This window comes from Janthinobacterium sp. CG_23.3 (genome assembly GCF_046115965.1).
Lineage (GTDB): Bacteria > Pseudomonadota > Gammaproteobacteria > Burkholderiales > Burkholderiaceae_D > Janthinobacterium.
On record NZ_JBJXIB010000106.1, the window covers coordinates 1 to 20938 of the forward strand.

20 protein-coding genes are annotated in these 20938 nt (G+C 70.0%); 10 read left to right on the top strand and 10 right to left on the bottom strand.

Annotated elements, in window-relative coordinates; all coding sequences use genetic code 11:
* Window positions 1-222 (bottom strand): hypothetical protein (locus ACFDR9_RS20910; RefSeq protein ID WP_409032225.1); only part of this gene is annotated, 222 nt, incomplete at its 3' end.
* Here ACFDR9_RS20910 and ACFDR9_RS20915 point away from each other — a divergent pair.
* Both ACFDR9_RS20915 and ACFDR9_RS20920 read left to right on the top strand, forming a co-directional pair.
* Window positions 221-1057: an HDOD domain-containing protein gene (locus tag ACFDR9_RS20915; protein ID WP_017878686.1), complete on the top strand. Its 837-nt coding sequence runs from the start codon at window positions 221-223 to the stop codon at window positions 1055-1057. The two genes, ACFDR9_RS20910 and ACFDR9_RS20915, sit on opposite strands and share 2 nt — an antisense overlap.
* 265 nt (window positions 1058-1322) lie before the next feature.
* Window positions 1323-2990, top strand: coding sequence for a M28 family peptidase (locus tag ACFDR9_RS20920; RefSeq protein WP_409032226.1), 1668 nt, complete (start codon window positions 1323-1325; stop codon window positions 2988-2990).
* 58 nt (window positions 2991-3048) lie between these two features.
* Here ACFDR9_RS20920 and ACFDR9_RS20925 read toward each other — a convergent pair whose 3' ends face one another.
* From ACFDR9_RS20925 to ACFDR9_RS20955, 7 genes are all read right to left on the bottom strand, one after another.
* Window positions 3049-3741, bottom strand: a complete 693-nt coding sequence (locus tag ACFDR9_RS20925; RefSeq protein ID WP_409032227.1) for a hypothetical protein — start codon at window positions 3739-3741, stop codon at window positions 3049-3051.
* 19 nt (window positions 3742-3760) lie between these two features.
* Complete coding sequence (locus ACFDR9_RS20930; RefSeq protein ID WP_409032228.1) at window positions 3761-6478, bottom strand: zinc-dependent metalloprotease; 2718 nt, start codon at window positions 6476-6478, stop codon at window positions 3761-3763.
* 24 nt (window positions 6479-6502) lie between these two features.
* Window positions 6503-7468, bottom strand: a complete 966-nt coding sequence (locus ACFDR9_RS20935; RefSeq protein WP_017878690.1) for an AraC family transcriptional regulator — start codon at window positions 7466-7468, stop codon at window positions 6503-6505.
* Window positions 7469-7569: 101 nt separating this feature from the next.
* Complete coding sequence (locus ACFDR9_RS20940) at window positions 7570-8121, bottom strand: DUF2059 domain-containing protein (RefSeq protein ID WP_327076055.1); 552 nt, start codon at window positions 8119-8121, stop codon at window positions 7570-7572.
* Between the two features lie 56 nt (window positions 8122-8177).
* Window positions 8178-9791, bottom strand: coding sequence for an OmpP1/FadL family transporter (locus ACFDR9_RS20945; protein WP_017878692.1), 1614 nt, complete (start codon window positions 9789-9791; stop codon window positions 8178-8180).
* A 1-nt stretch (window position 9792) separates the two neighbouring features.
* The gene (locus tag ACFDR9_RS20950) at window positions 9793-10812 is read right to left on the bottom strand and encodes a transporter (RefSeq protein ID WP_327076054.1); all 1020 of its coding nucleotides are present in this window, start codon (window positions 10810-10812) and stop codon (window positions 9793-9795) included.
* A gap of 43 nt (window positions 10813-10855) precedes the next feature.
* A complete protein-coding gene (locus ACFDR9_RS20955; protein ID WP_026133345.1) occupies window positions 10856-11623 on the bottom strand; it encodes a C39 family peptidase in 768 nt (255 codons plus the stop codon).
* Window positions 11624-12359: 736 nt separating this feature from the next.
* Here ACFDR9_RS20955 and ACFDR9_RS20960 point away from each other — a divergent pair.
* The 5 genes from ACFDR9_RS20960 (at window position 12360) to ACFDR9_RS20980 (ending at window position 15769) form a co-directional block, all read left to right on the top strand.
* A complete protein-coding gene (locus tag ACFDR9_RS20960; protein ID WP_327076053.1) occupies window positions 12360-12878 on the top strand; it encodes a DUF6160 family protein in 519 nt (172 codons plus the stop codon).
* 111 nt (window positions 12879-12989) lie between these two features.
* Window positions 12990-13508, top strand: a complete 519-nt coding sequence (locus ACFDR9_RS20965; RefSeq protein WP_327076052.1) for a DUF6160 family protein — start codon at window positions 12990-12992, stop codon at window positions 13506-13508.
* Between the two features lie 98 nt (window positions 13509-13606).
* Window positions 13607-14422, top strand: coding sequence for a hypothetical protein (locus ACFDR9_RS20970; protein ID WP_327076051.1), 816 nt, complete (start codon window positions 13607-13609; stop codon window positions 14420-14422).
* A gap of 2 nt (window positions 14423-14424) precedes the next feature.
* Window positions 14425-15294 carry a hypothetical protein gene (locus tag ACFDR9_RS20975; RefSeq protein ID WP_017878697.1) on the top strand — a complete coding sequence of 290 codons (870 nt, stop codon included), beginning with the start codon at window positions 14425-14427 and terminating at the stop codon, window positions 15292-15294.
* Between the two features lies 1 nt (window position 15295).
* Complete coding sequence (locus tag ACFDR9_RS20980) at window positions 15296-15769, top strand: hypothetical protein (RefSeq protein ID WP_017878698.1); 474 nt, start codon at window positions 15296-15298, stop codon at window positions 15767-15769.
* 28 nt (window positions 15770-15797) lie between these two features.
* Here ACFDR9_RS20980 and ACFDR9_RS20985 read toward each other — a convergent pair whose 3' ends face one another.
* Together ACFDR9_RS20985 and ACFDR9_RS20990 are read right to left on the bottom strand one after the other, a co-directional pair.
* The gene (locus ACFDR9_RS20985) at window positions 15798-16175 is read right to left on the bottom strand and encodes a SirB2 family protein (RefSeq protein ID WP_327076050.1); all 378 of its coding nucleotides are present in this window, start codon (window positions 16173-16175) and stop codon (window positions 15798-15800) included.
* 156 nt (window positions 16176-16331) lie between these two features.
* Entirely contained in the window at window positions 16332-17321 is a 990-nt protein-coding gene (locus ACFDR9_RS20990) for an LLM class flavin-dependent oxidoreductase (RefSeq protein WP_017878700.1), read from the bottom strand.
* Window positions 17322-17542: 221 nt separating this feature from the next.
* On the opposite strand from ACFDR9_RS20990, the gene galT reads away from it, so the two are divergent.
* The 3 genes from galT to galK all read left to right on the top strand — a co-directional run.
* Window positions 17543-18631 carry a galactose-1-phosphate uridylyltransferase gene (galT, locus tag ACFDR9_RS20995; protein WP_017878701.1) on the top strand — a complete coding sequence of 363 codons (1089 nt, stop codon included), beginning with the start codon at window positions 17543-17545 and terminating at the stop codon, window positions 18629-18631.
* A gap of 3 nt (window positions 18632-18634) precedes the next feature.
* Window positions 18635-19723, top strand: a complete 1089-nt coding sequence (locus ACFDR9_RS21000; RefSeq protein ID WP_327076049.1) for a M24 family metallopeptidase — start codon at window positions 18635-18637, stop codon at window positions 19721-19723.
* A partial coding sequence (gene galK / locus ACFDR9_RS21005; protein WP_409032229.1) for a galactokinase occupies window positions 19720-20938 on the top strand: 1219 nt, incomplete at its 3' end. The genes ACFDR9_RS21000 and galK, both read left to right, overlap by 4 nt.

Below are 20938 nucleotides of genomic sequence, written 5' to 3' on the forward strand. Positions count from 1 at the left end.
TCTGGGCAGGCCGAGGAGAAGAGGGGGTCGGGCGGTGAGGCGGGAGGGGGGGGGGGGGGGAAAAAGGGGGGGGGGGGTGGGGGGGGGGGGGGGGGGGGGGGGGGGGGGGTCCCCCCCCCGCCGCCGTCCTTGCTGCCGTGGCAGCATCGATCGATGATCCGGATCGCCCATCGGATCAAGCCGGCCCGGCACCGGTCCGGTATGCGAGGAGAGTGGTTTCATGGACAGACTGGAAATTTTCAAGAGCATCGCCACCCAGGCCGGCAGGGGCGAACTGACCTTCCCGGCGAACGTCAGCGCGACGTTGAAACTGCAGCAGGCGCTGGACGACCCGGACTGCCACATCGACGCCGCCGCCAAGATGGTGATGGCCGAACCGGTGCTGTCGGCGCGCACCGTGGCCATCGCCAACTCGGCCGCCTACAACCGCAGCGGCGACGAAATCACCAGCGTGCGCGTGGCCGTCAGCCGGCTCGGCTTTCGCACGCTGAAATCGATGGTCGCCTCGGTCATCGTGCGCCAGCTCGGCAGCAGCATCACCGACCCGATGCTGCGCGCCAAATCGGCCAGGCTGTGGGAACACACCGCCCACGTGGCCGCGCTGGCCCAGGTGATCGGCAAGAAAATCAGCCGCATCGACCCGGAAACGGCGATGTTCGCCGCCATCGTGCACGAGGTCGGCGGCTTCTACCTGCTGTCGCGCGCCGAGGAGTATCCGGGCCTGCTCGACGACAACACCGAAGACTGGATCGAATACGGCGAAAAACTGATCGGCCGCGGCGTGCTGCGCCAGCTCGGCGTGCCCGACCAGGTGCTGCAGGCGGTCGAGGGCATGTGGCACGGCGGCGCCAACACGCCGCCGCGCACCCTTGGCGACACGCTGCTGCTGGCCAACGACCTGGCGCGCGTGGTCTCGCCGCTGCACCCGCCGGAAAGCGCCAACGCGCGCCAGGTGGCGGCGATGATCGACTTCGAGACCGGCGGCAGCACGCTGCACGGCATCCTCGACGACTCGGCCGAGGAAATCGAATCGCTGACGGCGGCGCTGCTGGTGTAGCCCGCGCCGGCGCCGGAAAAAAAGCCCCGCCTGGCGCCGCGGGGCTTTTTTTCGTCCGCACGCCGCCGGGGCCACACCGGGCCACACCGGGCCACACCGGGCCACACCGGGCCACACCGGGGACAGACCACGATTTCCGGGAAATTCTTTCCCGGAAATCGTGGTCTGTCCCCATGGCTTTCATGGCTTTACACGGAAATCGTGGTCTGTCCCCATGGCTTTACAATGCCCCCTCCATCCCATTCACAAATGACAATAGGATCCCATGCAAAACGTGTACTCCTCATTCGCCGCGAGCGTGCTGGCCACAAGCCTGGCGCTGGCGTTCCCCGCCCACGCCGCGCCCGCCGCGCCCACCGTGCAGGAAGCGCCGCTGCGCGCCCACCTCGCCCTGCTGGCCAGCGACGCGCTGGAAGGGCGCGGCACCGGCCAGCGCGGCGCCGACCTGACCGTCGCCTATCTGGAAAGCCAGGCCATCGTCGCCGGGCTCAAGCCGGTACGGGGCGGCGGCTACCGCCAGTCCGTCAAGATCGCCGGCGTCAAGGTTTTGCCGGCCGAAAGCAGCGTCCACCTGCAGGCCGGCGGCAAGGCCTTGCCGCTGGAGTACGGCCGCGACTGGGTCTGGATGGCCGGCGACGCCACGCCCTCGCGCACGCTGGACGCCGGGCTGCTGTTCGTCGGCTACGGCATCAGCGCGCCGGAGCGGGACTGGGACGATTTCAAGGGCGTCGACTGTGAAGGCAAGGTGCTGGTGGTGATGGTCAACGACCCCTTGCCGAGCGCCGCCGAGCCGGAGCGCTTCGGCGGCAAGGCGCTGACCTATTACGGCCGCTGGACCTATAAACTGGAAGAAGCCAAGCGCCGCGGCGCCGCCGGCGTGCTGCTCATCCACACCGACGCCTCGGCCACCTACGGTTGGGGCGTGGTGCAAAGCAGCTGGGGCGGCGGCGAGCGCTTCCAGCTGACCGGGGCCAGCGCCGGCACCGCGCTGCAGGGCTGGATCGCCGACGCGGCGGCGCGCGCGCTGTTCAGCGCCGGCGGCCAGGACCTCGACCTGCTGCGCGCGGCGGCCGAGCGCAAGGACTTCCGCCCGGTCGCGCTGGCCGCCCGCGCCGCCGGCGAGATGAAGTCCGTGGTGCGGCAGTTCGAACAATTCAACGTCGCCGGCCTGGTGCCCGGCAGCGATCCCAAGCTCAAGGACGAAGTCGTCATCTACAGCGCCCACTGGGACCACCTGGGCGTGCGCGCCGGCCCCGGCGACAGCGTCTTCAACGGCGCCGTCGACAACGCCTCGGGCGTGGCGGCGCTGCTGGCGATGGCCAAGGAGGCGGCCTTGCAACCGGCCCGGCGCAGCCAGATGTTCCTGTGGCTGGCCGGCGAGGAGGAGGGCCTGCTGGGCAGCACGGCGTACGCCGCCAGCCCGCTGTGGCCGCTGGAAAAAACCGCCGCCAACCTCAACCTCGACAGCCTCAACTTCGTCGGCGCCACGCGCGACATTGGCGCCGACGGCAGCGAACGCAGCGACTTGGGACAGATGGCGCGGGCGGTCGCCAAAGGCATGGGCATGCGCGTCGCCGCGGCCGAGCCGGACCTGGCCGGCGGCTATTTCCGCAGCGACCATTTCAGCTTCGCCAAGGCGGGCGTGCCGGCGTTCTCGGTCGAGGCGGGGCGCGACTACCTGCGCGACCCGGCGGCGGCCAAGGCGAAAATGAAGGCGTACCAGGCGCGCTACCACCAGGCCAGCGACGAGTACGACCCGAGCTGGGATCTGTCGGGCATGACGCAGCAGGCGCAGTTCACGCTGAACCTGGGGCTGGCGGTGGCGAACGCGCCGCGGATGCCGGCGTGGAAAGCCGGCGACGCCTTCGGCAAGGTGCGCGCCGTCAAGCCGGGTCCGCGCCAATGGCCTGCAGGTGGTCGGGTTAGTCCATAGGGCGTAACCCGACAACGTCGGCCTGGAGCCCCGCGTCCGGCTTTTTTGATGTTCGATACTAACGCTTCAGCGCGAGCGTGATGGTGGTGCCGCTCAGGTCGATGCCCTTGATGGCGATGCTGCCGAAGCTCGGCCCGTCGGAGCCTTTGACGCGGATGTTCTGGAAGCTGATTTCGCCGATCGAGCTGGGCAGGCGCAAGGTCAGCGAGCCGTCCTGGTTGATGGCCGCCGCCGCCATCGCCGGGTCGTAGACGACGTCTTTCATGCTGACGTCGGCCTGCAAAAAACCCAGCACCGGGTTGAGCAGTTTGGCGACGTCGCCGCTGATGGCCAGGCTGCGCTGCTTGCCCTGTTCGCGCACCTGCAGCAGCAATTCCTCGTTCAGGCCCTGCGCCGAGGTGTTGTCCAATTCGTCCTCGCTGAGCGCTTGCGGGCCGGCGCCGGCGCGGTTGGGTAGCATGGTGGCGCTGGCGGCCAGCGTCGGCAGCGCCTCCACCGCGTAGGTTTCCAGCGGCGCCAGCATGGCGGTGACGATGGCCGCCGCCATGCGCAATTGGCGTTGCTTGCGCAGCGCTTCCCGCACGTGCTGGTGTGTGACCAGGTTCCACTCGGCCAGAATGTCGCCGAGGCGCTGGCCGGTGCCGCGCTGGCGCTCGATGGCGCGCGCCAGTTGCTCCTCCGAGATCAGCCTGCGCTTGACCAGCAGTTGTCCGATTTGCGATTTGCTTTGATGTTGTGTCAGCCAGCCCATGTCACTCTCCCCGGTCAATTCAAATGGTCGCGCGCAGCAGCGGCGCGCGCAGCGCCTCGTCGAGCGTCTGCGCGCATTCGCTCAGGTGGGCCCGGGTTTCGCGGTCGAGCGATTTGCCGGGCAGCCCCGCGCGCAGCAGCGCCCGCAGCGCGATGGCGTTTTGCCGTTGCAGGCTGCGCACGTCGGCCGGCGCGCCCGGCCCCGGCCGCAGCAGCGCGCCGGCCAGCCGTTTCAAGTGTTCGCGTTGCAGGTTGCGGCGCTGCGCCGGGATGTTCTTGCCTTGCTTGAGTTCGCTCCAGACCGCGCCCTGCACGCTGGCGTACAGTTCGCCCAGCGACAGCGTGGGCGCGCCGCCGGCCTCGGCGGCCTGGGCGTCGAGCAGGCGCGCCGCCACCGCGTCGGCCAGCACCTGGTCGAGCGCGTTGCTTTGCAGCGCCAGCACGCGCCGGCCGACGGCGATGTCGGGCTGCTGCTCGAAGTGGTCGATGCCGAGCCGGCTGATCAGCGCCGGCGAGAAGCGCAAGCTGTCGGCGGCGAACACGCTGTCGGTGATCAGCGCCAGCGCGGCGCGCTGGCTGTGCAGCGCCACCGGCGTGAACGGCGCGCGCGCGGTGCCGGCGTGGTCGCGCAGCATGCGCACGCCGCCGATGTACTTGAGCGCCACCGGCAGCGTCGCGGCCAGCTGGCTGAAGCCCTCGTTGAGGCCGCGGCGCAGCGTGGCGTAGCTTTCGCCGTCCGGCAGCCGGCGCGTTTCCAGCCGTTGCCACAACTCGCGCGTCAGGCTCAGGCGCTGGCGCGCGTATAGCAGCGGGTCGTCGCCGAGGTCGAAGGCGTTGACCTCGGGGTCGGCGACGTTGGCTTGCGCGTCCTCGTCGGTGCCGTAGGCCAGCGCCGGCTCGCTCGAGCGCGCGGCGATTTCTGCGAGCAGCCGCTTTTCGTCCGCCGCCGGCAGCGTCTTGTAGGCGTATTCGATGGCCCAGTAGTCGTAGGGGCCGAGCGTTTCGTTGACGTACGGACCCTGCGCCTGGCCCGGCGCGGCCAGGTTGAAGGGCAGGTAGTCCATCACCGAGCCGGCCAGCGGGCGCTGCTTGCCGAAGCGCGGGTCTTGCAACTGGCGCAGGCTGTAGATGGTGGACGCGCGGAAGTTGTGGCGCAGCCCGAGGGTGTGGCCGACCTCGTGCATGATCACCTGGCGCACGTAGGCCTGGGCCAGCGCCTCGGCCTGCGGCCCGGCCAGGTCCGCTTCGACGCCGCCGCGGGCGGCCAGCAGGTCGAGCGCGAAGTGGATGTCGGCGGCGCCGCCGTGGCCATACTCGCACAGGGCGGCGCCGGCCGCCGCCGCGCCGGCGCCGCCAGCCGAACCCGGCTCGGGGTGGTCGGCGGCGAAGCGCCGCGCGCTGCGGGCGTAGACGTCGGACATGGCGATGTCGGCGTCGAGGATTTCGCCGCTGCGCGGGTCGACCTGCACCGGGCCGGCGGCGAAACCGACGTCGCTGCCGAGGAACCAGCGGATCGAGGCGTGGCGCGCGTCGAGCGTGTCGAAGGCATCCTGCTCGCTTTGCTGCCTGACCACGATGGCGTTCTTGAAGCCGATTTTTTCAAACGCGCGGTTCCATTCGAGCACGCCCTCGGCCACCGCGCGGCGGTATTTCAGCGGCACGTTTTTGTCGATCCAGTAGACGATCGGCTGCTTCGGTTCGCGCGGCGCGCCGGGCCCGTCCGTGTCGGCGGCATCGGCGGCGTCGGCCGGTTCGAGGCGCCAGCGGTAGACGTGGCGCAGCGCGGTGCCGGCGCTCAGGTCGTCGGAATAGTCGTGCACGGTGGTGGCGAAATGGCCGATGCGGTCGTCGGCCGCGCGCCCCGGCATGACGCTGGCCGGCAGCGCCGCGAAGCTGTAGTAGAAGCCGGCGAACAGGCTGCGCGGGTCGGGCATGGCCGGCGCCGGCGCGCCCGGCTGGCCGGGCGCCGGCGCCGGCAGGCGCGCCAGCGCGAAGTGGGCGTTGACTTGCAGCCCGGTCAGGCCGGCGTCGCCGCGCGCGCTGGCGAAGCTGCTGTTGCGCGCGTCGAGCTGGTAGGGCAGGCGGTAGGCGCTTTCGAGCTGGGTCGCGTAGCCCGGGATGTCGGTCAGCAGCAGGGCGTTGGCTTCGACCAGGAATGCCTTGCTGGCCGGGTGCGCGGCGCTGGCCACCGGCGCGCTGGCCAGCAGGCTGTCGGAGAAGGCCTGGCTGACCGCCAGCGCCTGCGGCGTGCCGGGCGCGGCGCGATAGGCGGTGTTCTTGGCGATCAGCTGGACCTGGTTGCCGACGCGGCGCCACAGCGCGATGCGGCTGCCGCCCATCTGGCCGGCGTACAGGCGGCGTTCGCCGACGCTGTGGCTGACGTTATAGCTGAGAAAGAACGGCTGTTCAAGCTGCTCCGGGCGCAGCGCGATCCAGATCTTCTCGTCCTGCTGCCACAACGTAAACAGGCCCTTGAGTTCGCGCGCGTCCTTGACGACGAACTGGAACGGCCGCGCCGCCGGTTCAAGCCGGGCCAGCAGCGCGTTGGCCTGGCTTTGCGCCGCGGCGGCGGCCGCGGCGGCGTCGTTGGCGCGGGCGTGCTGCGGCTGCAACGCCGCCGCCGCGAGAAAAACCCACAGGCCAAGCCGCGGGCTCAGACCTCCGTGGTCCGACCCCAGGTTCACGCCCTTGGTTTGGCCGGCGCCGGCGCCGCGCCGGCGCCGCAGAACATCGCTCATAGTAAGCATGCGCGGTAACCCCCCTTACGCCGACAGTTTGTGCGGATGCCGCGTCAGCAGCGGCGCGGCGTCGCCGGCGATGTCGGACGGGGCGCGGCCGAACCAGCGCTTGCAGGCGCGGTAAAAGGCGCTCGGCTCGGAAAAGCCGAGCTGGAAGCTGAGCATTTTCAGCGACAGCTCGCCGCTGTTGAGCGACTGCCGCGCCAGTTCGCGGCGGGTGTCGTCGACCAGCGTGGTAAAGCTGGTGCCCTCCTCGGCCAGGCGGCGCTGCAGCGTGCGCTCGCTCATCATCATGCGCGCGGCGACGTCGTCGCGCAGCGGCGGCCCCTTCGGCAGCATGCACGCCAGCAGCGCCTGCACCTTGGCGCTGAAGGTGGGCGGCTCGGCCCGCGCCAGCGTGGCCAGCACGTTGCCGCTGGCCGCCTGCGGCAGCGCCATCACCATGTCGGTGTCGGCGAACTCCATGACGTTGTGCGGCATGTTGAAGTGCACCGGGCAGCCGAAGGTGTCGGCGTAGACCTGGGCGTTGGCCGGCTTCGGAAAGGCGTACTCGACCAGCACCGGGGTGGCGTCGTCGCGCCCGGAGGCGCAGCGCAGCGTGCGCAGCAGCACGCACCAGACGAAGTCGTAGCGTTGTTGCGGCACCACCCGCTGCGCGCCCGGCAACAACATGCCGACCCGGGTGTGGCCGTGGCAGCGTTCGATGGTGCTTTGCACCGTCGGCGAGACCAGCATGATGTGGCCCATCACGCCGAGCCAGCCGAGGCGGTGCGGCGTCGAGATCTTCAAGCCCAGCAGCGGGTCGCCCGAACTCTCCACCAGCAATTCCCACAGGTGGCTGAGCTTGTCGGACAGCGACAGCGCGTCGCAGGCCAGGCCGTCGCCCTCGTCCAGGCCGGCCTGCTTGAACAGCGCCTCGGCCTCGAAGCCGGAGTTGGCCAGGCGCGACTTGACGCCGCGCACCAGGTGCAGCGCGGAAGAGTAGCTCATGGCGCCCCCCGCGTTGCCGACATACTGCGATCAATAAAGTGCATGAACAAGATGTATCTCCCTGTGGTCATCACTGCAATCGGGCATGCGTAAAACGTGTTTCAAGGCGTGACCGCGGCGCGCAGGCGCAGGCCGATGCGTTCCTTCAAGCCTTGCAGCTTGGGGTCGATGGCGCCGCGGGTGTCGGCGGCGACGCCCTCGCCGAGCAGCTTTTGCATCTCCGGCAGCATCGCCTCGAACTTGCGCTTGACCGGCGACTCCAGGATCGCCACCATCTGCCGCAGCTCGTCCTCGCTGAAGCGCTCGGCCAGCAGCGGCGCGACGGTGCTGGGGATCAGCTTTTGCGCGCTGGCGCGCACCACCGGCGCCGCCTCGTCCATGAATTTCTTGGCCTCGCCGACCACCTCGCTCATGGCGGCGTCGCGCTTGTCCGGCGCGGCGCGGCCCTGCAGCATGGCGCGCGCCTGCTGCACCGCGTCGCCCACCGGCACCTGCAGCATCGATTGGCCGATGGTGTCGATATGCCACAGTTGCAGCACCTGGCGCACCAGTTCCTGCTTGGCGGCCGGCACGGCGGCCGGGGCCGGGGCCGGGGCGGCGGCGGCGGCGCCGCACAGGGCCGCCAGTATGATTGTCGCGCTTGCTTTCAACATCGAAACCTCCTCTGTGAGTGATATCAGTGAAACATCAGTGAAACCGTCATGGCTGCTTAAAAACGTTTGTTGTAACTGACGCCGACATAGCGCACCCGGATGTTGCCGGCCACGTCTTCGCCGGCGTAGGGGTTGTAGATCACGTTGAACAGCTTGTTGCAGTTCAGATTGCAGTCGCTGTTGGCCGGCGCGTTGAAATGCCCGACCATGTAGCTGGCCGTCAAGCTGACGTCGCTCTTCGGGCTCAGCTGGTAGCCCAGGCCGAAGCTGTACAGCCTGGTGTCCGGCAGCGGCGCGATCAAGTCGATCTTGTTGCCCGGGATCGAACTCTTGCGCGGCTCGTAGCCGAAGCGCACGGTCAGCTTCTCGGTCGGCAACAGCTGCAGGCCGTAGCCCATGTTGAGCACGCTCTTATAGCCGCGCGGGATCTTCAACTGGCCCGAGTTGGCGATGCCGTACAGGCGCGCCACCTCGAGCAGCTTGACGCTCTGGTCGAACTGGAACGTCAGCGCGTCCCATTCGGCCCAGCGGGCGTAGCTGGCGTCGACGTTCAGTTGCAGGTAGCGCAGCGGTTTGAGTTTGACGCCGATCTGCACGTGGGCCGGAAACGGGATGGTCGCCGTCAGGTTGCCCTTCTGCTCGGCCGGGATCGAGCTGGGCAGGCCGAGCACGGCGCCGACGATCGGTCCGAACAGGCTGCTGTTCATGCCGTTGACGAAACTGCGCAGCATCGGCTCGGTGTTGAAGGTGTAGGTGCCGGTGTACTGGGTCTTCGAGCCGCCCTGGTAGACCGCGCCCAGCGCGAACCACGGGCGCGGCTCCCACAGCACGCCCAGGTTCAGCGTCGGGTCGAACGGCGCCGTCATCTCCAGGCGCATCCGGGCGGCCTTCTTGAACGGGTTGACCATGCCGTCCTTGCCGCCGCCGCACAGGCCGACGCTGAGCGTGTCGAGGATGTTGCCGCCGTTTTCCGGGCACCAGCCCTGCTGGAACTTGCCGAAGATGCCCAGCAGGCTGTTGGGGAAGCGCATGTCGGTGTCGACGACGAAGGCGGCGTGGGCGATCGGCACCGACACGCCGAAGCGCAGCGTCTCCGAATACTTGTAGCCGACCGACGGCGCCGCGTACACCAGGCGCTGCAACTGCACCTGGCGGCCCTGGAAGCGCGCCGGGTCGTTCGGCTCGGTGGTGCGGTCGATGCTCATCGCCTGCGACATATAGCTCTGGGTGGCGAAGGTGAAGCGCGAACCGGCCCGGTTGAAGGCCATGCCCAGGCCGGGGATCAGCACGCCCGGCAGGCGCCAGCCCGGCTTGCCGTAGGCCGGCACGAACATGCCCTGGCGCACCGGGCCGGAGCTGGCGCCGGACAGCGGGTCGTCGCTCCAGCCGCCGACGTCGAAGCCGGCCGGCGCGCGGATCGTCGCGCCGGTGCGGATCGAGGCGCCGAAGGCGGAAAACGCTTCGCTGTCGCCGACCAGCCGGGCCAGCCCGGCCGGGTTGAAGTGGATCGAGTCGATCGCCGGCGGGTCGGCCGTGACGGCGTTGCCCAGCGCCATCGCGACGACGCTGGTGGTCAGGTTTTCGGTGATCGCCGCCGGCGCCGGCGCGGCGGCGGCGCACGCCGCGGCGGCGGCCAGCAGGCGCGCGCGGGCGGGGACGCGGCGACCCATGTCAGAACGCCAGCGGCAGGCTCAGCCCGACCGACAGGTTGGGCGAGTCGGCCGTCAAGCCGATGCCCACCGACAGGTTGACGGTGGTCTTCGGCGAGACCCGGTAACCCAGCCCGAGGTTGAGCATGCCCGAGGTTTGCATCGTCGTCTTGGCGCTCTTGCCGTCGGAGAAGGTGAGCGTCGAGCCGGCCGAAATCGATTCCTGGAACGAGATCGTCGTCGAGATGCCGTACGACAGCGCGTAGGCGAAGCCGAGGCCGAAGCCGACGCTGGCGCCGGGCTCGACCTTGGTGAGCACGCGCGTGCCGTTGACCTGCCACAGGTGCTTGGCGGGTACGCTGGCGCCGACGTTGACCGAGCCGAACAGGGCGACCGGGTCGACGATGCGGTTCACGTTCAGGCCGGCGTTGAAGCCGGTCACGCCGCTGCCGGTGGCCTGGCCGCTGCCGGCGACGACCTTGAACGGGCTGCGCCCGGACGGCAGGCGCACGCTGGCCGTGGCGGTCAGGTTGGGGCGGTCGCGCTGGGCCGCCAGCGGCTGCCAGCGCAGGCCCAGGCCGAGGTCGCCCAGCGAATTGGAGACGCCGCTTTTGCCGCGCGACTCGGCGTACTTCGACAGCACCGGCAGCGTGACGTTGCCGGTCAGGTTGTCGAGCAGGCCGTAGTCGGCCGAGAAGGTGTTGGTGATGGTGTGCGAGCTGGTGTTCTCGATGTCGAACAGGGTGATGTTGCCGGCCGACAGGTCGGTGATGATTTTTTCCTGGCCGATGTAGCTGTAGTTGAGGTCGTAGTTGAACTGGAACTGCTGGCGGCGGATCAGCGAATACTGCTTGTCGACCGCCGTCAGGGTCTGCTTCAGCAGCGCGCTCTGGTCGCCCTCGCCCTCGCGCTTGGCCAGCGCGTCGCGCGCCGCGTCCGAGCTGGCCGGGGCCGGCGCCGCCGGGCTTTCCTGGGCCAGCGCGAGGGCGGCCAGCAGCAGCCAGGCGCAGGCGAGGCTGGCTGGCGGGATGCGAATCTTCATGGTGAGTCCTTGTCGAAAAGTGGAAGCGAAGGGGAGGGCGTGCCTACTGGCGGCGCATCCAGGTGCCGCTGGCGCCCGAATTGATGGCCCGTTCCAGCAGGTGGGTCTGGTTTTCCAGCGCGCCGAGGCGGGCGCGGTTGCTGACGCGGTCCATGTCGACGACGCCGAGTTCGCGGTCGCTCAGCGCCAGTTGCGCCGGCAGCGGCGCGTTTTTGGCCGGGTAGACGATGAACAGGGTGTTCTTGTCCCACAGCGCGGCGAATTCGGCCAGCGAGAAGACGATGTTGCCGGCCGACGGGTCGGCGATGTAGACGACGCCGTCGCGGATGCCGCGCAGCACCACGAAGTGCTTGGCGCCGGCGTAGTCGATCGGCACGATGGCCGGATGCTCGAGCGCCAGCAAGTCCTTGATCTCGGCGCGGAAGCCGGCCCCCTCGACGCCCAGCGCGGCGACGTAGCGCTTCATGTCGAGCAGGGAAAAACCGCGCCGCTCGATGATCTTTTCCTTCTCGCCGCGCTCGAGCATGCCCTCCATGGCCTGCTGTTCGCTGACCTTCAGGCCGAGGTGGAAATTCAGGATGGTCACCAGGGCGGCCGAGCCGCAGCTGTAGTCGAAGGCCTGGCGCACGATGTGGCGGTACTTCAGCTCGGAGTACGGCTCCATCCGCACCGCCTGGCTGTACGCGCCGCCGCCCAGCAGCGGCTGCGGCATCTGGTATTGGCCCTTGGGGCGGTCCAGCGGCGTGTGCCGCTCGACGACGCCGGCGCCGGCGATCAGCGCCGCCAGCACGCCCAGCAGGATCATCATCATGGCGCACCGCCGGCGCCGGGCAGCCGCGCCGGGCCGGCGCGCGAAGTGAATCGATACAGGCTTACCCGAGGCGTCCGGCGCCCCATGACTGCGTCCATCTTGTCTCCAATGTCTCTAATAAGAACGGTCGTGCTTTATTAAGCCGACAGGTTTTCTTTATATTTTTGTAACTTATTAACGCATGATTCCAGTGCCCGGGGCAACTTAAAAAAATAGATCGCTGCCTCTAGGATTTTCTTCAAAACTTATGCTAACGCAAACAACGGTCGCACGGCACGGGCGCCACTGTGCATGGCTCGCAGGGTCAAGTGCTTGGCTTTGCGGGTCAGCGCGAGAGCGCGGGGTCCCGTTGAAAAACGGCGGGGAGCGCTCGTGGTACCGCCTGGAAAAACGCATTGCCCGCGTCGGTTCATCCACCATTCCAACCACTTCAAAATGGGTCACAACGCCGCCTCGTTCGGCTCGGTCGCGATGAACCGGATCGACCTGCGCGGCACCCAGGTGTGGATCTGGGCGCACGAGGATTCCCCACGGCGTTGGCCGCCGCCGCGGCGACCGCGGCGCTGGCTTGCAAGGCCCGTCGCTTGGCCCGGAAAGTCAGCGCAACAGGCTTTACCGGCGCCGCCGCAGCCCATAAGATGGACCTGCAACATTGAAATAATACTCATGCGGCAAAGGGGCTTTTCCCGGCGCCGACACCACAAAAACAAGCATGTCAATCAACGGAGACAACACCATGAAACTGATCAAACAAACCGCCATCGCCGCCTTGCTGTCCTCGATCGCCCTGGCCGCCTCGGCGATGACGCCGATCCAGGACGCCGAACTGAGCACCGTCAGCGGCCAGGACGGCGTGTCGATCACGGCCAACCTGAACGTCAAGATCGACTCCTTCGTCTACACCGATACCGACGCGGTCGACGCCTCGACCGGCCTGGGCGGCGGTTCGGTCAGCTTCAACGGCATCAAGGTCAACGGCCTGATCGCCGCCAGCATCGACATCCTCAGCAAGGCTTCGTTCCTGCAGGCGGCCGGCGCCGCCGGCGTGACCAATCCGGGCACCTTCTACAACCCGGCCACCGGCGGCGACGTGGTGCAGATCGCCATCCCGGCCGACGTGCAGGTTGCCGCCGGCAAGTTCTTGAACGTGTCGGTGGACGCGATCAAAATGGGTAACAACGCCGCCTCGTTCGGCTCGGTCGCGATGAACCAGATCGACCTGCGCGGCACCCAGGTCTGGATCTGGGCGCACTAATCGGCGGCGGCAGGTCCGCCCGCTCCCCGCATGGCAGCGCGGGGAGCGGGCGCGCTACGGTATGAAAAAAACGCATTTCCCAACCAGCAGTACTTCTTGGAGACGTACATCATGACATTTTTCGCTCAAACCCTGGTCGCCGCAGCCCTGTCCTCGATCGCCCTGGCCGCCTCGGCGATGACGCCGATCCAGGACGCCGAACTGAGCACCGTCAGCGGCCAGGACGGCGTGTCGATCACGGCCAACCTGAACGTCAAGATCGACTCCTTCGTCTACACCGATACCGACGCGGTCGACGCCTCCACCGGCCTGGGCGGCGGTTCGGTCAGCTTCAACGGCATCAAGGTCAACGGCCTGATCGCCGCCAGCATCGACATCCTCAGCAAGGCCTCGTTCCTGCAGGCGGCCGGCGCCGCCGGCGTGACCAATCCGGGCACCTTCTACAACCCGGCCAGCGGCGGCGACGTGGTGCAGATCGCCATCCCGGCCGACGTGCAGGTTGCCGCCGGCAAGTTCTTGAACGTGTCGGTGGACGCGATCAAAATGGGTCACAACGCCGCCTCGTTCGGCTCGGTCGCGATGAACCAGATCGACCTGCGCGGTACCCAGGTCTGGATCTGGGCGCACTAAGCGGCGCGCGGCCGCTTGAAGCGCCGGCGCCACGCCAGCCGGCGCGGCCGGCGTTCCCACAGCATTCCCGGCGCACGCGGCGCCGCTCACGGATGACCATGATGACCGCTTCCCCTTTGACGCCGTCCCCGCCCGCCCGCTGGCGCCGCGCCATCCTCGCGCTGGCCGGCCTGGCCGCGGCCGCGCCGGCCTGGGCCCAATTGCGCCCGCTCGACGACCAGGCGCTGTCGCACGTGCGGGGGCAGGGGCTGTTGTCGATCAGCAACGCCAGCCTGGGAGGGTTTGACTTCACCCGCATCGGCCTGGACGCCGACGTCGCGCTCAGCGCCAATGTCCGCAATACCCGGCTGGGCGAATACACGCTGGCCACGCGCAACGGCCTGGGCGCCGACATCGACATGCCGCTGTTGCAGTTCGGCCGCAGCGACGCCGGCGACGCGGCCCGGCTGGTACACATCAGCAATCCCTATTTTGAATTCGTTTTCCGCGGCGACGGCGCCGCCCGCGAAGTGATCGGCCTGCGCATCGGCTTCGACGGCATCAGCGGCGACGTCGGCCTGAAGCTGGCCAGCCTGTCGGGCTCGATGCGCGTGGCCGGCAGCGGCGCCGACGGCGCCGCGCTGCTGCTCGACTCGCGCCTGGACGCCGGCGGCGGCAAGCGCTGGGACGGCGCCTGCGCCGCGCCCTGCCTGCCGCTGGCGCAACTGGGCGGCGTGCGCGCCGGCGACGCCAGCGGCCCCAGCCGCGACTTTTGGATTTCCATGTTGAAGACCGGCGTGCAATTCCAGGCGCCGGCCGGCGGCGCCGGCCTGCCCGACGCCGCGCAGGCCGGCATGTGGTTGAACTGGCGCGACCGCTTGAGCGCGCTCGGCGTCAACGGCCTGACCCCGCCCAACCTGCCGAAGGGACGCTGAGCGTGCGCGCGCCTTGGGGTCTTTCTCGCGCGGCGGCGCTGGCGTGGCTGGCGTGGCTGGCGGCGGCGGGGCCGGCGGCGGCGTTCGAACCGCTGAGCGACGCGGCGCTGTCGGCGGTGCGCGGCGGCGACGGCGTCAGCTTCGACCTGGCCGGTTTTTCGATGTCCGGCGACGCCCGCGTCACCTACACGGCGGCGCCCGGGCGCAGCCTGTACACCGGCGCCGCCAGCGCCGCGCGCAGCGACGGCGCCGACCCGTTCGGCGACCCGTACCGCCTCGACGTCGTCGGCGCCGCCGGCCGCGCCGACTACTTCCAACTGGCCTTTCCGCTCAACGCCGCCGGCGCGCAGCGCTGGCAGTTCGCCTACGACTGGGGCGTGACGGCCGACGGCGTCAGCCGCGACGGCGGCAGCGTGGTGTGGCAAGACGCGCGCTGGTACGGCGGCGGCCTGCAGTTCGCCACGCCGGAGTTCCACGACGGCGTCGCCTTCGGGTTGGCGCTGCACCTGCGCGTGGGCGAGCTGGCGCTGCGCCCGCGCGGCCGCGGCGACGCCAGCGAGCAACTGGCGCTGCGCGGCATCCGCCTGGGCGGCGTCGACGCCGACGGCAACTTCGACAACACGCCGTGGGTGCTGGCCGACGTCGCGGCGCAGCCGGCGCTGCTGAACGCGCTGAGCGACGAAAGCGGGCCGCGGCTGCACTTCGGCATCGGCTGGCCGGACGCGCGCTTCGGCAACGGCGCGGCGTCGTCAGGTGCCCTGCAGGTCGACAACATCTGCTTCGTCAGCGCCGGCCGGCCGACTGTCGACCTGGGTTCGTCGCGCATCGGCGCGCTGCAGATCCAGTACCTCGACGTGAAGTTCAAGCGCTGATATGGGGCGCCTGCCGCTGGCCTGGCTGGGCCTGTTTTGCCTGCTCTGCGGCGGCGCCGCGGCGGGCCAAGGGCTGCGCCCGCTCGACGACGGCGAACTGTCCGCGGTGCGCGGCGGCGACGGCGTCGCCTTTGCCGCCCACATCGTCATCAACGACCCGACGCTGGTCGGCGCGGTCAGCGACAGCCGCCTGTCGCTGGGCTTCAAGGGCGACGGCCAGAGCAACTACCTGGTCATCAAAAACCTGCGCGGCAGCGTCGACATGTTCGCCTTCAGCATCGGCGTCAACAAAAAGCCGGACGGCGGCGACTACGTCGCGCTCGGCCTGCCGGGCTACGTCAAGTTCAGCAATTTCGGCTTCGAATCGCTGAGCGTGCAGAGCGATCCGCTGGCGCCGGTGGCCAGCAGCCTGGGCAGCCTGAACATCCACGGCGGCATGGCGCTGCAAGGCCAGTTCCGCCTGTGGGCGCACTGAGCCGCCGCCCGCGGTTGCAAGCGCCGCCTTAAAACGGCAGCGGCTGCTTGCTCAACGCCACCGCGACAATATAGCCAAACGCCGTCAGCGCGCCGGCGAAGGCCAGCGCGCGCACCGCCTTGGTCTTGCCGCGTTTCAAAGCGAGCGTCCCCAGCACGATATACACCAGCAGCGCGACGACCTTGGCGCTGAGCCAGGCCTGCACGAACGGATACTGCTTGCTCCACAGCGCCAGCGCCAGCGCGCTGGCCAGCAACAACGTATCGATCACGTGCGGGGCGATCCTCACCCAGCGCCGTTGCAGCAGCGCCGAGTCGCCCAGCATCCAGCATCCGCGCAGCAGGAACAAGACGCCACTGAGCATGGCGAAGGCGACGTGCAGGTGTTTCAACGCGAAATACGTCATGGTGCTGGCGTCCTTGAATGATGAGTTGCCGCCATCATCGGTGCTGGCGTCGCGCCACGCAAGCGGAATCTGCCGCCAATCCGCGTCAAAACGGCGCGCCGCCGGTTGCCCGGGGGGGCGCCGAAAGGGGAGGGCGGGGAGGGCGGTGGAAACGGCCTACGCGGCGGCGCGGCGGATCTGCGCGGTGAGCTCGTACGAGCGCAGGCGGTGCTGGTGGTCGAAAATCTGCGAGGTGATCATCAGCTCGTCGGCGCCGCTGCGCTCGATGAAGGCGTGCAACTGGCGCGCGACGGTGTCGGGCGCGCCGATGGCCGAGCACGACAGCACCGCGTCGAGCATCGCGCGCTCCTGCGGGCCGAGGTTTTCCAGGTAGCCCGGCAGCGGCGGCTGCAGGCGCGCCGGCCGGCCGCTGCGCAGGTTGACGAAAGCTTGCTGCATCGACGTCGCGCGCAGTTGCGCCTCGGCGTCGGTGTCGGCGGCAAAGACGTTGAAACCCAGCATCACGTAGGGCGTGGCCAGTTGCGCCGACGGGCGGAAGTTGTCGCGGTAAAACGCCACCGCCTGCATCATCTGCTGCGGCGCGAAGTGCGAGGCGAAGGCGTAGGGCAGGCCGAGGTGGGCCGCCAGTTGCGCGCCGAACATGCTCGAGCCAAGTATCCACAGCGGCACCTTACTACCCTTGCCGGGCACCGCCAGTACGCGCTGCTTGGGCGCGTCGGACAGGTAGTCCATCAACTCCAGCACGTCTTGCGGGAAGGCGTCGGCGTCCGATTCCAGGTTGCGGCGCAGCGCCCGCGCGGTGGCCTGGTCGGAGCCGGGCGCGCGGCCCAGCCCGAGGTCGATGCGGCCGGGGTGGAGCGCCTCGAGCGTGCCGAATTGCTCGGCGATCACTAGCGGCGAGTGGTTCGGCAGCATGACGCCGCCGGCGCCGACCCGGATGGTACGGGTGCCGGCGGCGACGTGCGCCATCACCACCGCCGTGGCGGCGCTGGCGATGCCGGGCATGCCGTGGTGTTCGGCCAGCCAGTAGCGTTGGTAGCCCCAGCGTTCGCCGTGCTGCGCCAGTTCGAGCGTGTTGCGAAACGAGGCGGCCGCGCTGCCGCCCTCGACGATGGGGGCGAGATCGAGTATGGAAAATGGAATCATGCACCGGATATCGGGACGGCGGGCGCAAACGCAATGGTAGATTGCCATTCCCCTGTCGCCGGCAGGGGCATCGCCGGCGACCGGGGCGCGTGGTTGCCGCCAAGACGCCGGAAAAAACGCCGTCCACTGCGCCCGGACAAGCAAGTCCGGCGCCGCGGCGAACTTTCCGGCGCCGTCCAAGTCTGAACTGGTTTACCCACCCGACCGAAACGGCGCCGCGTATGCACTGCAAGGAACTCATCAAACCGGACGGGCGTCGCCTGACGCTGTACAGCCGCCAGCCCATCCTCGCGGTGGACGCCGCGCCCAGTCCCTTCGCCGACCCGCAGCGGGCGTATCCGCACCTGCGCTGGCATCCGTTGCGCGGCGAGTGGGTCGCCTACGCGCCGTTCCGCCAGGAGCGCACCTTCCTGCCGCCGCCGCAATACAACCCGCTCGCCGCCACGCTCGACCCGGCCAACCCGACCGAGTTGCCGCGCGGCGACTACGAGGTGGCGGTGTTCGACAACCGCTTCCCGTCGCTGGCGCTGGACGCCGGCGAGCCGCCGGCGCTGATCGTGCCGACCGCCGCCGCCGCCGGCCACTGCGAGGTGGTGGTGTTCACGCAGGACCCGCAGGCGTCGCTGGGCGCGTTGGAGCTGGGCCACATCGAGTTGCTGCTGCAGGTCTGGGCGGCGCGCACGGCGCGCCTGGCCGCGCGCGGCACCATCGCCTATGTGCTGCCGTTCGAGAACCGCGGCGCCGAGGTCGGCGTGACGCTGCACCATCCGCACGGCCAGATCTACGCCTATCCGTTCGTGCCGCCGGTGCCGCAGCGCATGCTCGAGCGCGAGCGCGCCTTCTATCTGCAGGGCGGGGTGCCGCTGCTGGTCGATTTCGCCCAGCGCGAGATCGACAGCGGCGAGCGCCTGTTGTACCGCGGCCCGCACGCGGCCGCCTTCGTGCCGGCCTGCGCGCGCTACCCGTACGAGGTGTGGGTGACGCCGCTGGCGCCGGTCGCCCAGTTCGCCGCGCTGACGGCGCCGCAGCGCGCCGACCTGGCGCGCGCGCTGAAAACCGTGCTGCTCAAGTACGAGGGTTTGTGGCAGCGGCCGTTCCCGTACCTGATGGCGTGGTACCAGGCGCCCACCGACGGCCAGGCCCATCCGGAGACCCAGTTGCACGCCCAGTTCTATCCGCCCTACCGTACCCGCGAGCGCCTCAAGTACCTCGCCGGCACCGAGCTGGCGGCCGGCCTGTTCGCGATGGACGCCTTGCCCGAGGACAAGGCGCGCGAGTTGCAGCAGGTCGACGTCAGGCTGGAGGGCTGAGCGGTGACGGCGCCGGGCGAACGCGAAACCAGGGCCAAGCTGGCGCGCATGCGCGGCTGGCTGGCGCGCAGCGGCGCCGGCGCGCTGCGCCTGCGCGGCGTCGACTGGTTCGCCTGGGCGGCGGCGGGCGCCTCGAACGCGGTGCTGCTGACGGCCGAGGCCGGGGTGGCCGAGGCGCTCGTCACGGCCGACGCCGCCTACGTGCTGACCGACGCCATCGAGGCCGAGCGCTTGCGCAGCGAACAAGTGCTGGCGCCGTGGACCTGGCAGGTGACGCCGTGGGCGCGGCAGGAGTTGCGCGAACATTTCGTGCGCCACGCGGCGGCCGGCGCCGGCGTGTTGAGCGACCGTCCGGGCCCGCTGGAGCACGCGCTGCCGGCCTGGGCGCGCGACGAGCGGCTGGTGCTGGCGGCGCCGGAGCGGGCGCGCTACCGCCAACTGGGCCGCCTCGCCGCCGGCGCCGCCAGCGCGACGCTGCGCGCGGCCAGGCCGGGCTGGACCGAATACGAGCTGGCCGGCGCCGCCGCCCAGGCGCTGTGCGCGCGCGGGCTGGCGCCGGCGCTGGTGCTGGCCGCCGGCGCCGAGCGGCTGGGGCGCTACCGCCATCCGCTGCCGACCGCGCAGCCGCTGGGCCGGCGCGCCATGCTGGTGCTGTGCGCGCGCCGCTTCGGCCTGTACGCCAACCTGACCCGCTTCGTCAGCTTCGGCGCCGGCGCCGACCCGCGCCAGCAGGCGCTGATGGCGCTGGAGGCGGTCGGCCTGGACGCCTGCGAACCCGGCCAGCCCTTGTCGACGGTGTACCGCGCCCTCGAGGGCGCCTACGCCTACGCCGGCTGGCCGGACGCTATCCTGCAACACCACCAGGGCGGCATCACCGGCTACCTGGCGCGCGAGGTGCTGGCCAGCGCGCACGCCGAGACCTGCTTGAGGGACGGCATGGCGCTGGCGCTGAACCCCAGCCTGGACGGCATCAAGATCGAGGACACCTTCCTGCTCGAGGGCGGCGAGCTGGAGAACCTGACCTTCGACCCGGACTGGCCGTGGGCCTTGGTGCAGGGCCGCAAGCGTCCGCTTTGCCTGGAGAAGACATGATTACCATGACCGAATATTTCGCCGGCGCGCCGGCGGTGCGGGCGTCGGCGCCCGGACGCGTCAACCTGCTCGGCGAGCACACCGACTACAACGACGGCTTCATGTTGCCGACGGCGACGCTGCAGCGCACCGAGGTGGCGCTGGCGCCGGCCCTTGACGAGCACCACCAGGTGTATTCGGCAACGCTGGACCAGGGCGTGCGCTTCGCCCGCGCCGGCCACGCGCCGCCCGGCTTCGGCCGCTATGTCGAGGGTTGCATCCGCGTGCTCGAGGAGCGCGCGGTGGTGGTGCCGGCGCTGCGCGTCTACGTGCGCTCGGACGTGCCGGTCGGCGCCGGCCTGTCGAGCAGCGCGGCGCTGGAACTGGCGACGCTGCGCGCGCTGCGCGCGCTGCTCGGGCTGGCGCTGGACGACGTCGCGCTGGCGCTGATCGGCCAGCAGGCCGAGGTCAATTACGCCCAGGTCAACTGCGGCGTCATGGACCAGATGGCGGCCAGCCTGGCCGACAGCGCGCACATGTTGTTCCTCGACGCCCGCAGCCTGCAGTTCGAGCTGCTGCCGCTGCCGGCCGACAGCGAGCTGATCGTGATTGACTCCGGCGTCGCGCGCTCGCTGGCGGCCAGCAAGTACAACGAGCGCCGCCGCGAGTGCGAGGAGGCGGCGCGCCTGCTCGGGGTGGCGGCGCTGCGCGACGTCGACGCGTTGGAGCTGGTCGAGCGCCTGCCGCAGCCGTGGCGGCGGCGGGCGCGCCACGTGGTCAGCGAAAACGCCCGCGTGCTGCGCGCCTGCGCCCAGCCCGGCCCGGCCGAGTTCGGCCGCCTGATGCGCCAGTCGCACGCCAGCCTGCGCGACGACTACGAGGTGTCGATCGCCGAACTCGACGAGCTGGCCGCGCTGCTGTGCGCCGAGCCGGCGGTGTACGGCGCGCGCCTGACCGGGGCCGGCTTCGGCGGCGCCTGCGTGGCGCTGTGCCGGCGCGGCTGGGGCGCGGCGACCGGGGGCGCGGTGCTGGCGCGCTACAACGGCGGCGGCGCCGGCCGGCGCGGCCGGCTGCTGTTGCCGGCGCCGGACGACGCGGCGTCGGGGGCGCCAAGGAAAAAACAAGGGGGCAGGGACCTAAGGCGCGCCCAAACTTTACCCGGTAGTTTGGCGAAGTGGTTTTGGGTGGGTCAAGGCAGAGGGGGAAAACATAGGGGGGCTTGGAATACCACCCCCA